This is a genomic window from Rhodobacter maris, from assembly GCF_900217815.1.
Taxonomy (GTDB): Bacteria; Pseudomonadota; Alphaproteobacteria; order Rhodobacterales; family Rhodobacteraceae; genus Rhodobacter; species Rhodobacter maris.
This window is the reverse complement of sequence record NZ_OBMT01000023.1, coordinates 1-17,076: the sequence shown is the minus strand read 5'-3', so window position 1 is coordinate 17,076 and position 17,076 is coordinate 1. Positions and strand designations below refer to the sequence as shown.

Here is a 17,076-nt window from a genome sequence, read left to right as displayed (position 1 = left end):
CGGGCAGCTATGCCGATCCCTACCGCACGAATACGGCGATCAGCGTCACATGGCCGGCCGCCTTTGTCAGCGGCAGCACGCCTGCCGTTGCGCATGCGCTGCGGCTCGGCGGCGACAGTGCCGTCAACCCCCAGGCGCGCGCCTTGCTCTTGCAGGCGGCGGGGGGCCCCACCGCGACCGGCTGGGCCACGCTGCGCGTCCAGCGGTGCAGCGGCGATGCAACGGACCGCCCCGCGATCCTGTCGCTGATCGCGATCGGCCGCTGGTTCTGAGGAGGCACCACCATGGCACTCATCATCACCCTCTCGCCCTGCCGCGATGACCGGGCTCTCACGCTCTCCCTTGCCGGGCGCGTGCTCACGATCACCGGGATCGCCGTCGATCTTGACGCGGAGATCCCCGAGGCGGCGATCGACTGGATCATCGGCGCGCCGGTGACGGACGGCGACGACACCCTCCTGACGCTGCTCTTCCCGATCGGCCCGAACGCGCCCGCGGCGGCATGCTTCCCGGTGCCGCTCCGCGTCGAAGCCGATGGACCGGTGGCGCTGCCGCCGCGGGATGGCGCAACGGGATGACACCGCAAGGATATGCGGTCAGAGCATAGCTCGCGGTTCTACCTGCTTTGCATGCCGGATCGCAGAAGTTCTGCCCATGGCGCTTGGGGTGAAGGCTCAACATATTGATTTAACGTAACTTTGCACTTCATTCGCGACGGCCGCGAAAAGTGCAAAGTTACCAGCGGTGCCACCGCGCCGCTGAACCGCAAAATGCCCGTAAAATCGGCCTTTTAGTGCGCTTTATCGGGAGTTGCAGAAGTGCCTGTATGGCCGCGATACTGGCCTCAGAGTGGTTCGTGCAGGAGACCTGCCGCCCGTCACGAGTGCAAAGTTCAGCGGCGTCCATCCCCTATCCGGACCGGAAAAACGCCGCAATCTCGGTCAGTTACCGCTTGCTCCCGGTTTTTCCCAGCTGTTCCCGGATTACCTCGGTCGTACCGGGTTATTTTGTCGGGTTACACCGGGGCGGTCTCTGACATCGGCGGCAGTTCAACCCCACGTGGGCAGAGAACAGTGCGCAGAAGACAAGAAGAATCGGGCGCGGCAGAATCGGGCGATCGCGGGGCTGCGCAAAGGCGGCGTTTGCCCCGCCTCCGCGAGGGGAAACCCGACCGCGCGCGATCCACGACAGGGGCAAGCGCGGGCAATTGCCCAAGCGAGCATCAGTGGAACGCGACAGGGCGCGCGTGGCGATCGTTTATAGGGGGCCGGAGGAAGAATTTGTTGATTGGATTTATTATCTCTGCATACTCGTGAAGGTTGGATTGCAGGAGTCCCCAGTCTTGTACGCAATCGTGCGTCAATTATATATTCGTGAATCCGGTTTTACCCCGTTGCGCCATCCGGATTTGATGCATTCGAACTTGTTTCAGGGGCCAGCACGCGGATTTGACCGCAAGTCCCGCCCCCCATTGGAGCGCGCCTTGCGGTTGATCGGGCAAATCAAAGACTTTTTCGAACGCACCCTTGGGCGCGAGCCGGAGGATCAGGCCTCCGGTCCGACCAACGCATCGACATTTCAGAGATTGAGGCTTTGAAACCGACCAAGCCACGGCCTTCTGAAATTAAACAAGATTCTTGAATACAGTAAATAATGGATGGATGGAAATGCGTGGATTGCTGATCGACATGGCGGATGTAATCATCTACGCCACGGGTCTTTTCTGGCTGACTGCCGGCGTTTATCTGGGAGTTCAGGTGTTGTCGGAATTCGGGCATCTGACGCGAGGCCTCATCGCCGGGGTGCTTCTGATCGTCGGCGGAGGGCTCGCCGCGTCGCTGCACTGCCTGATCTGTTTCGCAATCCTCGATATCCGCGCCTTCACCCGCCACGCGGCCAAGCAACTCGGGTCGGGCCGCTGATCCCTTCCCGCGCCCCGGCCGTTGCGTCAAGGCCGTTGTGATAAAGCCGCTCCGCCAAACAGCCCCAATGCCAGACGAGAGTTTTCAAATGCTTTCCAGACATTCCGCCCATGTTCTTGCGCTGCTCGCGGCTCTGGTCGCGCCGGGCCTTGCCCATGCCGAGGTCAACCGCCTCGATTCCCCGCTCGATTGCTCCGCGCCACTGCCCGGCGGGCTGAACGGATGCCTGCTCCGGCTGCCCTCCGGACAGAGCGCGCCCAGCGTCGAGGCGACGAACCCCGACGGCACTTCGGGCAGCGCCTCGTGGCGGCTACTCGGTCCGAGCGAGGTCGCCGGCCTGGCGAAGATCGATCTTTCGGGAACGCTGATCGTGGTCGATCTCACGCTTGGCAAGGACAAGGGGCGTGTACCCTATTTCAAGGCCGAGAAGGCCGCGATCCATGCGCTGGTGGCAGCGCTGCCGCCCGAGGAGCTCGTCGCGCTCTCCACCTTCGGCGCCACCCGGACCGATGTCGTGCCGTTCACGCGCGACCGGCAGGCGGTGCTCGGCGCGATCGACGCGCTGACGCTGACCGAGACCACGACGCTCCTGCAACGCAATCTGCTCGACGCGATCCAGATTGTGAAGGCGCAGTCCAGCCTGGCGATCGGGCGCATCCTACTGGTGAGCGACGGGCTCGACGAGGACGCGGCGCTGCCGGTCAAGACGATCACGCTGGCGCAGCAGACCGGGGTCTCGATTTCGGCGCTGGGCAGCTATTGGCAACGCAGTGGAGCCGAGGATATCGGGCGCGGGCGCGGCTATCTCGAGGCGATCGTGACCGGGACAGCCGGGGAATTCGCCGCCGCCGAATATCGCAAGAAAGCAGATGCCGATCGCGCCGTCACCGATCTGGCCGCGCGGCTGTGGCAGGTGCGCAACTCGAGCCGTCTGGTCGCGCTCGCCCCCGGCGTGACGCCGGCGCCGGCGAAGATCACCGTCAAGGTGGACCGACCGCTGGTGAGCAATTCTGCGACCCGGGTGCAGGTGGATTACACCGCCGATTATGTGCCGCTCGGCCTCGACGGCAAGCCCCTGCCCCCGCCCGCGCCGCCCAAACCCGCCCCTGCACCCGAGGCGAAGGCGCCGTCGCCTGTGGTCAAGCCGCCAGTGCTGCCGGTGCCGCAACCCGTCGCGAAGCGCGATTACCTTGCCGAGGGGATGAAGCTCGCGAAGGACCACTGGTATGTGCTCGCGGGGCTTGGCGCGGCGCTGCTGATTGGCCTGATCGGGGTTCTGGTGGCGAAGCGCAGCAAGTCCGAGGAGGACGATCTGGTTCTCGACGACGAGGGCGACGAGCTGGGGGGCGGGCGCACCGCCACGGCATGGCCGCCCGGGCCGACGCCGGTCCTCGCGCCCGAGCCGCCGCGCGCGGTGCTGTTCGACAAACATTCCGGGCGCCGGATCGAACTGCGCGAGGCACGCCTTTCGATCGGGCGCGGCAGCAAGAACGACATCATCCTTGAGGATGACAGCGTTTCGCGCGCCCATGCGATCTTGCAGCTCGGCCCTGATGGAGGCGCAGCGATCACCGATCTGCAATCACTCAACGGCACCTTCGTGAACGGGGTGCGCGTGGGCGAGACCAAGGGGGTTCAGTTCGGCGACGCGATCAAGCTCGGCGATCGGGCCCTGATTTTGCAACACCCCTGACACGAGAGGACATGGCATGAGCAACGACAAGACGAGCTGGGTCTTCGACCACAATTCCGATCGGCGCGACAAGAAGGAAGAGATGTTCGATCCCTCCGAGCGCACCGCCGCCCTGACCGAGGCGATGCAGCCCTTGAGCACGCCCCGCGGAGGGTCGGACGACGAAAGCACCCGGATGATCGGCACAAACCGCGATCTGAGCGAGCGCACGGTGATCTACAGTCCGGCGACGCAGGAGACCGCGAAGAAGGAAGACACCTTCACCGAGCAGGTCGATCCGGTGGTTGGCTGGCTGGTGGTGCTGAACGGCCCCGGCAAGGGCCGGTCGCTGACGCTCGGGCACGGGCTCAACCAGATCGGGCGTGGCGCGCGCCAGCGCGTTTCGGTGGATTTCGGCGACACGCTGATTTCGAGCGAGGACCACGCGAAGATCCTCTACGAGGATGGCGAATTCTTCATCGCGCATGGCTCGGGCATTAACCTGACCAAGCTCGACGGCAAGCTCATTCCGAACATGGTGCCGCTGCACGACCGCGCCATCATCCAGCTTTCGAAGAACACCACCTGTATCTTCGTGGCGCTGTGCGGGCCGGAGTTCGACTGGAGCAAGGTCTGACCGGCGGACTTGGCCCGACTGGGCCGACTGAGGCGAACGAGGACCGACAGGGGTGGGAGGCAGGCGCATGCGCAGTATCTGCGGCGGGGCGATGGTCGGCGACCGAGACCATCAGGAAGACGATTTTACCTTCGTCCTCGCCGACGCGCGCCGCCCGGATTCGACCGTTCTGATCGTGCTGTGCGACGGCATGGGCGGCCATGTCGGCGGCGAGGTGGCGGCGCAGACCGCGGTGCGCGCCTTTCAGGACAGGTTCGAAAGCTTCACCAGCACCGATCCGCAAAAGCGGCTGATGTCGAGCCTCGAGGCGGCGAACCGGGTGATCGGCGAGCGCATCCGCGCCAATCCGGGGCTCGAGGGTATGGGCTGCACCCTGATCGGTGCGATCAAGCTGGCGGATCGGCTGATCTGGGTCAGCGTCGGCGACAGCCATATCTATCTGTTCCGCAACGAGACCTTGACCAAGCTGAACGCCGATCACTCGCTGTTTTCGGAGCTGATGATCAAGGTCAACCGGGGCGAGATCACGCTGCAGGAGGCGCAGGCCAATCCGCGGCGCAATGCGCTGATATCGGCGGTGATGGGGCGCGAGATCGCGCAGATCGACTACAATCACGCGGCGCTGCGCGAAGGCGATCTGCTAATCTTCGCCTCCGATGGGCTCGACACCCTGCCCACCGAGCGGCTGCGCCAGCAGATCTCGGCCGTCTATGGGCGCGAACCTGAAGAAGTCACGCACGCCCTGCTCGACGCGGTCCGGCTCTGCCGCAAGCCGCGACAGGACAATACCACCATCGTGGCCTGCTATCACACACTTCAGCAAGTGCCGTTCTGGCGCGAGATGACGCGCTGGCCTTTGGCGATGGCATCGCGCTGGCGCTTGTCAGGCGCGCAGCGTGTGGCAATTGGGGGGGGCGTCGTGGCGCTGCTGGTGATTGCCGGCGTGCTGTTGGCGGGGTTGCGCGACACGCCCCCGCCAACAAAAACCGTCCCGGCGGAAACCACGCCCGCAAAACCGCCCGCCGAAATCGCCCTTCCCGACCCGGCAAGCGAACCCCTGCCGCAATCGCCAGACCAGTCTTCGGCATCCGCGCCCTCCGACGGGAGCGGCGCGCAAGGTGCGGCCCCGTCGGAGGCGGGCATCATCGGCTCGGTGGTTCCCGATCAAATGTCATCCACGGCCGACGCGTCCAAGGCCGAGGCTGCGGCGTCGAACGCTGTCGGGCCCGAGACTGCCGTGCCGCAGGTTGCCGAGCCTCAGGGGGCCGTGTCAGCGACGGTGCCCGGACCGACCCAAAGACCGCGCGCCAAGCCGGGAACGCCCCCCCCTGGCACGCCCTTGGGGGCGCCTTCCCCCGATCCGATCGCGATCACACCGCCCCCGGCGACGCCGACCGCCCCCCTCCCCGATCCGGCCACTGAGGCGCAGAAATGACACGGGCCCTTCCCAGCGGCACGCGCTTTGCCGGGTTCGAATTGCAGCGGGTGCTCGGCGCGGGAGGGTTCGGCATCACATATCTGGTGCGCGACATCAAAACCCGCACCAGCTATGCGATGAAGGAATATTTCCCTACCGACATCGCCGAGCGCGACGGCCTGTCGGTGCGGATCGCCCCGGTGCATCAAAGCCGGTTCTCGCTCGGGCTCGAGGCCTTCTTTCAGGAAGCCGAGATCCTGCGCAGCCTGCCCGCCATCCCCGGACTGATCGTGGTGCGGGGGCTGTTCCGGCGTAATGGCACCGCCTATGTGGTGATGGAATTCGTCGACGGAAAGAAGCTTTCGGACCTGCTGCAAGGCTATCTCGACGCCGGGCGTCCGGTGCCCGAAGCGCCGATCCGCAACCTTCTCGTCTCGATCAGTCGCGCGCTCGACACGGTGCATCAGGCCAAGCTGATCCATCGCGACATCAAACCCGACAACATCATGGTACGCGAGCGCGACGGCCAGGCGATCCTGATCGATTTCGGCGCCGCTCGGCATTTGCGCAACGAAAGCGAGAACGCCATCTACACGCCCTCCTTCGCCGCTCTTGAGCAAATTCCGCCTCCGTTGCGGCGCCAGCACGGGCATTGCAAGGAAGGCCCCTGGACCGATTTCTTCGCGCTATCGATGGTGGCCTATGTGATGATGACCGGGCGCAAGGCGAGTTCGGCCGAGGCGCGCGCGGCCGCCCTTGCGGCGGGCGAACCCGACCCCTATGTGCCGGTTGCCCGCGCGGGTGGTGGAAGCTATTCCGCGGAACTCTGTGATCTGGTCGATTTCGGCTGCACGCTCGAACCGCTCAAGCGCCCCGCCACGGCGCGCGAATTCCTTGCGTGCATCGGCAAGAGCACCTCCGGGGCGACCGACCGCGGGGCGGCGCGCCGAAACGGCCTGCCGCGGACCTCCTCGATTGCACCGAAGGCGCGAAACGCCTTCATCCTGATGGGCATTGCGGCGCTCCTGATCGGAGCGATCTGGGCGGGGCTTTCCTGATGAAACCACTTTTCCTGCGTCTTCTTGCAACCGTTCTCATGCTCTGGACGAGCCTTCTGCCGGCAACAGCCGAAGACCTGAGACGGCTGGCCGAGGCGGTCAATCCGGGGCTTGGTCGGGTGATCGTCGAGAAACCCGGGGGGTTCGCGCTTGGCACAGGTTTCGTGGTCAAGGCGCTGGAAAACGACCAGTATCTCTTCGTCACCAATGCCCATGTGGTGGCCGGCAAGATCGAGGCGATCCGGGTCGGGTTCCTTCTGCGGGGCGAGCTTGGCGGCGAGGTGCTGGCGCTTTTTGATGCGGTCGCGCTGGCGCGCAGCGAAAAGCAGGATCTGGCGCTCTTGCGCCTGAGCCGCGCCGATCAGCAAAGCCAGACGGCGCTTGGCGTGCTCAGGCTGGCCGGACAGGATGCCGGACAGGGCGCAAGTGTCGCCGCGTTCGGATTTCCGGGCATTGCCGATGCGGAAAACGCGATCACCGAGCGTGAGCTGTTCCGGTCTTCGCTGACCAGCGGGGTCGTCAGCCGGACGCTAGAAACCACGAACTGGGGCATCGACCAAAGCCATTATCCTGTGCAGATCATCCAGCATGACGCCGCGATCAACACCGGCAATTCGGGCGGGCCGCTCGTCGATACCTGCGGGTCGGTGGTGGGGGTGAACACTTCGGTCGTGCATGGGCCGAGCGGGCGCGAGGTCTATCAGGCATCGAGCAGCACCGAAGTCCTCCGGTTCCTGAGCCGCGAAGGCTACACCTTGCCCGCGGTAACGGGCAGCTGTTCGGGGGCTCTGGTCGGACCCGGGCTGGTGGGCGATCAGGGGCTCGTGATCCTGAGCGCGGTGCTGATTCTGGCGGCGGCAGGGGCGCTCTTGCTGATCCTGCGCCGCGGCGGCTGGAGCGTCGGGCGGGGGGGAGGGAGGCCCATCCTTGCGGTGTCGGTGATCGGCCCCGATGGCCGCGGTGCGCTGACCCGACTCGACGGGCGCAGCCTAGCGCGCGGGGCGGTCGTCGGGCGGTCGTCGCGCGCGGCGGTGTCGCTGAACGATCCGAAGGTCAGCGCGCGGCATCTGGAATTGCGGCTCGACAACGGCGCGCTTTATCTGCGCGATCTCAAGTCGAGCAATGGCACCACGATCGACGGAACCCCCGTGATGCCGGGCCGCGCCGAGCGGATCAGCTCGAAATCGGTGATCGGCCTCGGACTGTCACAAATCCGGATCAGCAAGCTCGACTGAGCGGCAGGGCACGGCACCCGCAAAGACTGCAGGCCCTCCCGCCTGCCCTGTCTCAGGCCGATCCGGGTCAATGGTGCGGTCATAACTTTGGGTCAGATCTTACGGGATTTACGGCAGGCGATTTGCGCTCCGAGCTTGCAGGCCTTGTCCTTCAGACGTTGCGCCGCCGCCTGATCGCGGGGCAAGCCGCCGCGACCGTCTTCGTAATAGACGCCCAGACGCGCACAGGCCGTCGCCGCGTTGCCGCCGCACGCTTTGAGAAATAGCATCGCCGCCTTGCGATCGTTGCGCCCCCCCGGCACCCGCCCGGTTTCATAGGCCAGTGCCAGATCGGCACAGGCCGCCGCCATGTCCCCTTCGTCGCAGGCCTTGCCAAGCGCCTTCTGCCCCAGTGCGGCATTCGCCCCGGCATAGTCCTGCGCGAGCAGGTTCAGCCGCCCGAGATCGAGGCAGGCCTCCATGTTGCGGGCCACGCAGCCAAGGTCGAACAGCGCCGCCGCGCGCGACAGATCACGGCTCCGCCCGCCCTGACCGGTGGCGAAATCCTTGCCAAGATAGCCGCAGCCAAAGCCGTTGCCCAATTCGCACGATCGCTCGTAGAGCATCGTGGCACGAGTCGCATCGACGGTGCCTCCCGCCGCACCTGTCGCGAAGCCGAGCCCGGCCTCGACGCAGGCCCGGCCATCCTCGTCCCGGTCACAGGCAACGACCTGCGCGAGAACCGCCGTGCTCACCCCGGTTCCGACTCCGGTTCCCGTCTCGATGTCGCGGCGCAGCGTTTCGACCTGCAGCGCCGCCTCCGAGGCGCGGTAAGGCGGCGCCCCGGCGCGCGTGCAGGCCACCGCATCGTGCAGCGCGCAGGCGTGCGCGATCAAGCGCGCGGCCTCGTTGCGATCGGCATGCATGTCGTTGGCGGGCGCGGCATGCACCAGCAAGCCGGCCGCAAGGGTGCAGCCCTCCGCCGCGCCGAGCCCGCAGCCCGCGGTGGCGAAGGCAAGGGCCTGCTTCGGATCGGCGGCCAGCGTCTCGCGCCCCGTCAGCAGCAGCTGCGCGAGCTCGGCACAGGCCCCGCCCCATTTTCGCGCGCAAGCCTCGCCCAGCATCGCGGCTACCCGATGCGCCTGCCCGGGCAGCAGAAGCCGGGTCCGGGCGGCGTCGAGACAGGCCGCCTCGGAGCCTTGGCAAAGGTCGGGCTCGGGTGATGAGTCGGGTACGGGCGTGCCCGCCCCGGGGAGCGACATCGCGACCGGGGCCAGCGCCGAGGCGGGCCAGGGCGCGGCCTGCGCGCCCGCTCCCGGGGCGGAGCCCCCCGCCTGCGGCGCGCGCAGTGCCAATCCGGCCGCCATCAGGGCGAACGCGACGACAAGCGCCAGCGCTATCCCCTGCCGCCACCAGCCGGGCCGGGCCGCGACCGGCGCGGGGGGCACCTCCGGCTGCGCGCGCTTCGGCGCGCCTGTGTGCGCTGTCGCGTGAGCGGTCGCACCAGAAGTGTCATGCGCCGCCACGCGCAGAGCGTCGAGGCTCTGAAACCGGTCGCGGGCGTGATATGCGAGCCCCTTGCGCAGGGTCGTGGCAAGACCGGGCGAAATCTCGCCTGCCGCCTCGGCGCGGTCGAGTTCGGGCAGGCTGTCGGTCTCATCGCGCCCGATCGCCACCGGCGGGCCAGACTGGAACATCGCCCGATAGACCGTGGCGCAGATCGAATAGACCTCCGAGGCGACAGTCTGGGGCGCGTTTTCCAGATATTGCTCGCGCGGAGAGAAGCTGGCCGAAGCCAGCGTGGTCACCGAGCGGGTTGCGCTTCCGAGCGACTGCCGCGCGGTACCGAAATCGATCAGCACCGGGCGTCGGTCGGTGCTCTGGATCATGATATTGCCCGGCTTCACATCGCGGTGCAGGAACCCCGCGCGATGTACCACGGCAAGGGCCGAGACCAGTGCGTCCAGAAGGTCGCGCGCCTCGGTTTCGGAATAAGGCTGGCGCTTGAGTACCTCGGACAGGGGCGTCCCGTCGACCAGCGGCATCACCAGATAGGCGGTGTTGTTGCCCTCGAAGAAATCGAGCACGCCGACGATGCCGGGATGATCGAATTTGGCGAGGGTCCGGGCCTCGTCGAGAAACCGCGCCTTGCCCCAGGCAAACATGTCACGGCCCTCGCCCTGCGTCGGCACCACCGTCAGCGCCGCGGTCCGGCCAGAGAAATCGCGCGGGAAATATTCCTTGATCGCGACCCGGCGTTCGAGTTTCTCGTCCCAAGCGCAATAGGTGACCCCGAACCCCCCCGCGCCGAGGACGCTCTCGATCCGGTAAACATTCGTTCCGCTTTGCAACCGGTGCCCCGGTTTCAAAGTTATGCCGAATTGACCTTCCTGAGGCACAACTCACTCCCCTGAAATCGATACGACGGCGGGAAATCACCCTATTATAGGCGATCCGGCGGGGCGTGTCAGCCGTAGCGTGGTCGCGCGGGCATGTGGAGAGCCCACGGTGGAACTCGACGTGCGGGCGAGTCACCTTTTCATCCTCTACGCGCTCCAGGGTCAGGAGATGGACCCCGAGGCCGACCCCTATTTCCTTCCCGGTGTGGAGCGAGAGGTCGTGAAGGGGCTCTTCACAGCGATGACGGGCCAGGGAGGACGGCCAAGCCGTTTCCCAAAGGCTCTTGCGAAGAACTACCTGGCAAAGACGGGGCGTAAAATCGGGAGCGTCTACAACCTGGGAAAGCTGCTCGACGCCTTGATGGCGAAGTATCCCGTATTGGCAAAGCTCAAGAGAGGCTCCCTGGATTGGGCGCGGTTGCAATATGAAGAATCGGAGTGTTTCATGGAGTGCCTTCTCCGATTGGGGCGAGAGTTTGGCATTGCGGCCCTTCCGATCCATGACAGCCTGATCGTTGCCAAGGCTCACGAGGATATGGCAAGAACCATACTTGTCTGCGCCTATGCTGCACGCTTCGGATTTGACCCCGAGGTAAGAGGCGAATAGCCCCTTCAAATAGAAGCTTCTTCGCCCTTTCTGGATGTCTCCGGGGAGGTCCTCTGGGGCTTCCTTGGATATATATAAGGATACTCTAGGGTATATACCTATACCTATAGCTATTAAGAAAATCCTTAGTGTCCTGGGAGGCTTCAGACACATTCAGGGCATTACTTTGAAACGTAAGAGGCCAGGGCTCTTGAGCAGAAGGAAAGAGGCCCCAGGCATATAATTTCCGACAATAATAGTAATAATAAACCCCCCATCTTTTGAAGCGCTTTTCCAAACCCCCCGCCCCCCTCTGGTGCGGAATAAAATCGCTTCGGGCCGGGAGAGTCGTGAGGGCGCCAGAGAGCCCCGTAGAACCGCATCTTGCTCACCTGAGTCTCACCCACCGGAAAACCCAACATGGCCCTCCAGTGGCGCTCTGAGAGTCTCCCTGGGCCATCCCAGGCCCAGACCCCAGCCGATCCCCTCTGCCATTGAGGCAAGCCCCTGCGGCTGGGGCCAGCGTGGCGGAATAGCCCCGTCATGGAAGTGGGTTTCGAGTTTTGGCAGAGGGCCATCCCCCACTTCTTAGACCCTAATGACAGCACAGGAGGATCACATGCTGATCGGTTATGTCCGCACCTCGACGGTGGAGCAGATTGCGGGCTTTGTCGCCCAGAGAAAGGCCCTGAAGGCGGAGGGCTGCGAGAAGCTATTCGAGGAACAGGTCAGCTCGATAGGGCAACGCAACGCCCTCTCAGCGGCGCTGGAGTTCGTTCGGGAGGGGGACACTCTCATCGTGACCAAGCTCGACCGTCTGGCCCGTTCTGTGCGCCACCTGGGCGAGATCGTGGAGGCCCTGGAGCGCAAGAAGGTGGGGCTGAGGGTGCTCGACCTGGGGCTCGATACCGGCAACGCCACGGGCAAGCTGATGCTGAATGTTCTGGGGGCCGTGGCTCAGTTCGAGCGGGAAATGATGCTTGAGCGGCAACGGGAAGGCATCGCCAAGGCCAAGGCCGATGGGAAGTACAAGGGCCGCAAGCCCACGGCTCAATTCAAGCAGGCCGAAGCTCTGGCCCTCTTGGCGGCAGGGACGCCCAAGCGAGAGATCGCCCGCAGGCTCGGCATCTCGGAGCGCTCGGTCTACCGCGTCATCTCGGCTGCGGCCTGAGCCCCACTGTGACCCCAACATCATCAAACAGGAGAGAGAACCATGCTTCGCAAACTGATCACCCTTTACCGGGTCGTCTTCCTGATCTGGTGCAGCCTGATCCTGGTCGGGACACTTCTGGGAGGGCTTGCCGTTGTCATCGAAGGCAGCACCCCAGAGGAACGCAGGACGGGCGTTGGATTGATCCTCGGAGGGGCGTTCCTGAGCGTTGTCCTCGCTGGGAGCTTTGCCCTCGCCCTGGAGAACAACGAAAGCCTGCGCAAGATCGCAGAGAAGCTCTCAGAGGGCGATAGGAGGGCCTGAGACGCCGGTGAGCCCCTTCGGGGGCTTGCCACTCCACGGCAAACCCGATCACTCTGGGAGCCGCTACGGCCCTCTCTTGAGGGCTCAGGAGATAAAGCTTGCACTTACGGGAAATGCTGGCACGCTCGCTCAAAGAAGCCGTTCAAGCCCGCCGTAGGAGAGGGAGAGAACAGCCCATTCCGGCCCCTCGTGCGCGACGCAGCGCGAATCATGGCACAGTCACAGGGGGCGGGAAACGGACTGACAGCGGTGCGGCAAGAACAAGCGTTGGATGAAGGAAGCAGACATTCATCAACTCGCTAGGCGCTGAATCGGTGAGGAATGGTGGCGCGAGCCCGATACCGCCAATTCGCCGGAGCGAACGATGCGGTTCCGGCGGAGACGCTTGAGAGCCCCCATTACTGACATGTCACGCCACACGCTAATGTCTGAGAACAGCGGGGGCGTCACCATACGACTAACAACGTCAAAACACTGAAACCATAAGCAAACTTCCGTCGACGGTGCGCAGCGCCTGACAAAGGGTAAAATTTATTTGACGGGAGTTCCATCGCAAAGCGCAATCGACTTCCCGCCAACCTAGTTTCATCGGCCTGTGAAGCTGAGATTTTTTAATTTGCTGACAGCTCTTTCAAGACTTTCTCTAGTCGAGTCCGTGCCCCATACCGCTCTTTCTTCAGGTGTCAGCGAAGAAAATTTATTCACGACGAGGTTTAAGGCATAAGTCAATGCCGCGGCTTGAGCTCGACTAAAGTCTTCGGCGCGCTTAGATACCATCCGCTCGACCTTGTTAAAAGACTTTGCAACATGCCCCCTATGACTGCCATCATCTATCATGGCTCGACAAACATCGATAATATCCAAAATTTCGTCGAATCTGGATATTTTTTCACCCACCTTTCCATGAAACTCTAAATCAAAAAGTAGCCCCAAATAGTTCGTGTCGAGCTGGTATGTTTTGAAACTGGGCTTCGCCTCCGCTCGATCATATGCCTCTTTGATATGGCTCTCTGCCAAGTCCCACCGCGGGGCATCCTGCCAAAAAATACTGTATTGCAGCCAAAACAAGGGCTCCTTTTGAATTGTTACATCCCTCCGGCATCCTTCATAGAGACGCTTAATTATCTTTCGTCCCTCTGGGGTTCTCCCAACCACACTCTCAAGGAATGAGAATCGTAAGGTTGAAGACATAATATTACGCGCCAGACGAAAGCGTTCCGATGTTTCATCCGTCGCATCGTCAATCCTTCGAGCTGCTTCAGATGCAATGCGGAGCACCGCCCCAGCAAACTCAGTCTTGTCTATATATTTCTTTAGAATGTATTCTGAAAATATGGAAGAATGTGGTTCTATTTTTTCAAGCCCATATTCCAATACCTCCGAGACCCCCTCACTCAGGGAATGCAATGTTGCGTAAGGGTCATCTCCGGTAGCATCCTCTATAAAGACCGGTTCTGTAGGCAAGCCAGCGGCCTTCAAAATCGCCGCTGTGACGATTACGCGCTTGGCGGCGGCACTCTCAAATAATGGCCCGACTGCTTTTTGGAGACGCGCAGCTATTTCAGGGTCTTCATAGGAGGCCAGGATGAAGTCTCTAAGCTCAACGCCAGGCTTCAAAATTGGCGATCGCGCCAACCTCGTCATTCCTCCCTTCTTTAAAAGTTCTTTTAGATTTGTCACGTCATCTTTATCTAATGTGTCGACTCTAAGCCGACTGGTCTTGCCCCGAAGTCGACTTTGAACCTCTTGCATGCGCACTTGGAGAATGCTGGTCGGCATCTCGACAATGTATCTTGCATCATCCGGCATGCCCTCAAAGAGATGAAAATTTGCAACAGCACTATCATAGCTTGGAAAGAAAATTATTGGATTTTCAACTCCAGATATGAACAAGATGTCTTGGGGCAAGGGGGACATTCCAGGTTTCAAGGTGAAACACTGGTAACTCTTTTCTGAAAGAATTACTTTCAAAGACTCGACGAATATTGTCTTGCCGTTACCAATCCTTGCATGAACAATTAGGGTGTTACTTTCTTGCAGTAAGCCAAGCGCGCTATTGGTTGAATTTTTCCTAAATAAGATGTAATCGGATTCGGGAAGCGAAGCCTTCGCAGCATGAAACCTGAATCGTCCAAACGAAAAAAGTTCTTGAATTTCGGCCGACGTTGCCTTCTCCGGGAGCTTGTTATCCTTCGCTGGGTCCACATACTGGAAGGTTACCAGTTCATTCTCGTGTTCCGGTCTCTTTGCTACTATTGCGCCTGAAAGTCGTTTGACAAATCCCTCCATCTGGAATGAATGTCGATAGCCAAAATTGGACACCTTTGAGATGGCGACCGGGCTTTTTGGCGCGCGAAGAATAAAGTGGCATTTACTTTTTAGGTCGGGGTGACGCGCCAAGTAACTCGCCGGCTCGAAATCATTGATGTCGTAACCCAGGAAAAAGACGAACTGGCAGGTCTTTATGTCTCGTTCATACCAGTCCCACCACTCAGATTTTTTTACCCTCTGCTCGATATATGATGCTCGTGAAAGAACAAGGGACTTGTCGACATTGTCGGGTTCGCACTTGGCTATCGAGCCATGCAGGTGGATTGTGGCACCCGGACGTATTTGCCGCGGGACAGGATCGGTGATATCATGAATAAGAGCGCCTTGCTTCTCTCCTGACGCAGCCCTATATACGGCCACTGAATTATCGTAATTTGTCGTATAGATGCGCCACCACGGCAACTTCAATACTTCTTTTTGCTCTTCTGATAATTCTCGAATCGTGTAAAGTTCTTCTAGCAAGCTAAAAAGGTCGTATCCCTCGGAAATTACGTATCCTGCTGTATCCGCAAAATCAGAGGGATCATCTTTTGGAAGGCCAGACATTTCTTTCATCGCGTCGTTAAGGGCTGAGCCAACCGGGGGAGATTGAAAATTTTTGCGAGTTGACCGGTTTTTGGCCCCTGCTGAAAATCCGGCGCCGAGAAACAGAACGCAGCGTGACGGATCAAAGCTCGTTGGAAATTCATCGCTCATTCGTAAGACCTCCCAAAATTTGTTGTCCCTTGAGCGTTCAATTTCCCAATTATTACAGAAAGGTCAACTCGTTTTGCTTCTGACAGAAGAGACCTGTTGGAGGGAGAGTTTCTTTGCGCAAATAGCGTAGCTACCGCTGAGGCTTTAGCTGGGCCCTTGCCTGCTACGAATGCAACCTACGGTGAGGCCGAAGCCCGTGCCGGTTCTGCTATGCCTGCCGGGGATTGGAATGACTACCTCGTCACAGCCGCAGATACGCAGTGGCTGATCCGCTGCGTCGAGTACGGACGTCTGGTTCGCGAGCACTGCATTGCGGCGCAAAACGAGGGCAACCGACTGCAAAGGGCCGAGCACGCGGATCTGCGCAGCTCGAGGCCGGAGCTCTGCGACGGCCGCTACCTGCGCATTGCAGTGGCTTCCGTACGGCTCACGAAGGTCCGCAATGCTCCGTTTCATCGGGCGCGATGTCACGGCATCAGGTGCGTCTTTCAGCCCGTGGTAGTGCCGCCAATGTCTCCTACAGCCCTTAGCTTGCTTTCGAGAACGTCAGTGCGGTGCTTGCAGCTCAGGGCATCCCGAAACGCAGGCATCTGTTGAAGTCTTCAAGCGTTCTCACGGCAAAGAGATGGGGCACAAACATGTGTGGGAGACATGTATGGAAAACATGTGTGGGAAGGGCGAAGCTGATTCCCCTAAGTCATTGATTTTAAGAACAAATCTATGTGGTGAGGGAAGTGGCGGAGACGAAGTCCGCCAAATGCTTGCGGGTTCATATCTAAGTTACTGAAAAGTAATGATTTCATATTTTTCTGTAGTGCGGTTTGTATAGCAAAATGTATAGCAAAAATTCTTGACTATTAAGTGCGTCAGGGGGTATCATGATACCCATAGTGAGTGATCTTTTTTCCAGTTGCGATGTTTCAACGGTTCATTTCTTCCCTGCACAAGAAGGCGGTGGGCGTTTCGACGCCTGCCGCCCTTCCTCTCTTCGGGCTTGCGCCCACACTGACCGGCAAGACCGTCACCACAGAGAGCGCGATGCGCGTTCCTGCGGTGGCCTGCGCCGTCGCCCTGATCGCCGAGACGGTGGGCGCGTTGCCCGCGAAGCTCTTCGAGAAGGACGGGCGCGCGAGCGTCACCGAGCACCCCGCCTATCGCCTCATTCATGACGAGGCGAACCCGTGGACCTCGGCCGAGGCGTTGCGGGTGCAGCTCACCACCGATGCCCTGTTGCGCGGCCACGGGTTCGCCCTTGTCGTGCGCACCGCCTCGGGCGAGCCTGTGGAGCTGCACCGACTCGAACCGCATCAGGTGCAGGTGGAAACCGACGACTTCGGCGAACCCTCCTATATGGTGCAACTCGCCGATGGCGGGCGCCGTTACCCTTTCACCGACATTCTGCATGTGAGCGCCTTCGCGGGCGCCTCGCCGATCACGCTCGGGCGTGAGGCTATCGGCCTTGCGCTGGCCTTTGAGGAACATATCGCGAAGCTCTTTGCCAATGGGGGTAAGCCCGGTGGCATCCTCAAAACCGAAAAGACCCTCGGCGATGAAGCGAAGTCGAAGCTCGCGGTAAGCTGGACGGCGGCACATGGCGCGGGCCGTTCCGGTGGCACCGCCATTCTCGACGAGGGCATGAGCTATGAATCGGTGACGATGACGCTCGCCGA

15 protein-coding genes are annotated in these 17,076 nt (G+C 61.6%); 13 read left to right on the top strand and 2 right to left on the bottom strand.

What is annotated here, in order from left to right; all coding sequences use genetic code 11:
• From CRO22_RS18980 to CRO22_RS17575, 9 genes are all read left to right on the top strand, one after another.
• Positions 1 to 272: hypothetical protein (locus tag CRO22_RS18980; RefSeq protein WP_176518693.1), on the top strand; the 272-nt coding region annotated here is incomplete at its 5' end.
• 12 nt (positions 273 to 284) lie between these two features.
• Complete coding sequence (locus tag CRO22_RS17610; RefSeq protein ID WP_097071462.1) at positions 285 to 578, top strand: hypothetical protein; 294 nt, start codon at positions 285 to 287, stop codon at positions 576 to 578.
• A 668-nt stretch (positions 579 to 1,246) separates the two neighbouring features.
• Positions 1,247 to 1,597, top strand: coding sequence for a hypothetical protein (locus CRO22_RS17605; protein WP_141399479.1), 351 nt, complete (start codon positions 1,247 to 1,249; stop codon positions 1,595 to 1,597).
• 70 nt (positions 1,598 to 1,667) lie between these two features.
• The gene (locus CRO22_RS17600) at positions 1,668 to 1,922 is read left to right on the top strand and encodes a hypothetical protein (protein WP_141399478.1); all 255 of its coding nucleotides are present in this window, start codon (positions 1,668 to 1,670) and stop codon (positions 1,920 to 1,922) included.
• An 88-nt stretch (positions 1,923 to 2,010) separates the two neighbouring features.
• Positions 2,011 to 3,615, top strand: coding sequence for an FHA domain-containing protein (locus CRO22_RS17595; protein ID WP_176518692.1), 1,605 nt, complete (start codon positions 2,011 to 2,013; stop codon positions 3,613 to 3,615).
• Between the two features lie 16 nt (positions 3,616 to 3,631).
• Positions 3,632 to 4,231: an FHA domain-containing protein gene (locus CRO22_RS17590; RefSeq protein ID WP_097071458.1), complete on the top strand. Its 600-nt coding sequence runs from the start codon at positions 3,632 to 3,634 to the stop codon at positions 4,229 to 4,231.
• 67 nt (positions 4,232 to 4,298) lie between these two features.
• Positions 4,299 to 5,666: a PP2C family protein-serine/threonine phosphatase gene (locus tag CRO22_RS17585; RefSeq protein ID WP_097071457.1), complete on the top strand. Its 1,368-nt coding sequence runs from the start codon at positions 4,299 to 4,301 to the stop codon at positions 5,664 to 5,666.
• Positions 5,663 to 6,706: a serine/threonine protein kinase gene (locus CRO22_RS17580; RefSeq protein ID WP_097071456.1), complete on the top strand. Its 1,044-nt coding sequence runs from the start codon at positions 5,663 to 5,665 to the stop codon at positions 6,704 to 6,706. Before CRO22_RS17585 ends, CRO22_RS17580 begins: the two co-directional genes overlap by 4 nt.
• Positions 6,706 to 7,941, top strand: coding sequence for a trypsin-like peptidase domain-containing protein (locus CRO22_RS17575; RefSeq protein ID WP_097071455.1), 1,236 nt, complete (start codon positions 6,706 to 6,708; stop codon positions 7,939 to 7,941). The genes CRO22_RS17580 and CRO22_RS17575 overlap by 1 nt, the downstream gene beginning before the upstream one ends.
• A 92-nt stretch (positions 7,942 to 8,033) precedes the next feature.
• On the opposite strand, the gene CRO22_RS17570 is transcribed toward CRO22_RS17575, so the two are convergent.
• Positions 8,034 to 10,271, bottom strand: a complete 2,238-nt coding sequence (locus CRO22_RS17570) for a serine/threonine-protein kinase (protein WP_176518691.1) — start codon at positions 10,269 to 10,271, stop codon at positions 8,034 to 8,036.
• Between the two features lie 157 nt (positions 10,272 to 10,428).
• On the opposite strand from CRO22_RS17570, the gene CRO22_RS17565 reads away from it, so the two are divergent.
• The 3 genes from CRO22_RS17565 (at position 10,429) to CRO22_RS17555 (ending at position 12,379) form a co-directional block, all read left to right on the top strand.
• Positions 10,429 to 10,926 (top strand): hypothetical protein, encoded by a 498-nt coding sequence (locus CRO22_RS17565; RefSeq protein ID WP_097071453.1) that lies wholly within the window; start codon positions 10,429 to 10,431, stop codon positions 10,924 to 10,926.
• 598 nt (positions 10,927 to 11,524) lie between these two features.
• Positions 11,525 to 12,076 (top strand): recombinase family protein, encoded by a 552-nt coding sequence (locus CRO22_RS17560; RefSeq protein WP_097071452.1) that lies wholly within the window; start codon positions 11,525 to 11,527, stop codon positions 12,074 to 12,076.
• Positions 12,077 to 12,118: 42 nt separating this feature from the next.
• Positions 12,119 to 12,379, top strand: a complete 261-nt coding sequence (locus CRO22_RS17555) for a hypothetical protein (RefSeq protein WP_097071451.1) — start codon at positions 12,119 to 12,121, stop codon at positions 12,377 to 12,379.
• Positions 12,380 to 12,964: 585 nt separating this feature from the next.
• Here CRO22_RS17555 and CRO22_RS18720 read toward each other — a convergent pair.
• The gene (locus CRO22_RS18720; RefSeq protein WP_141399477.1) at positions 12,965 to 15,406 is read right to left on the bottom strand and encodes an SIR2 family protein; all 2,442 of its coding nucleotides are present in this window, start codon (positions 15,404 to 15,406) and stop codon (positions 12,965 to 12,967) included.
• Positions 15,407 to 16,360: 954 nt separating this feature from the next.
• Here CRO22_RS18720 and CRO22_RS17540 point away from each other — a divergent pair.
• A partial coding sequence (locus tag CRO22_RS17540) for a phage portal protein (RefSeq protein ID WP_245861026.1) occupies positions 16,361 to 17,076 on the top strand: 716 nt, incomplete at its 3' end.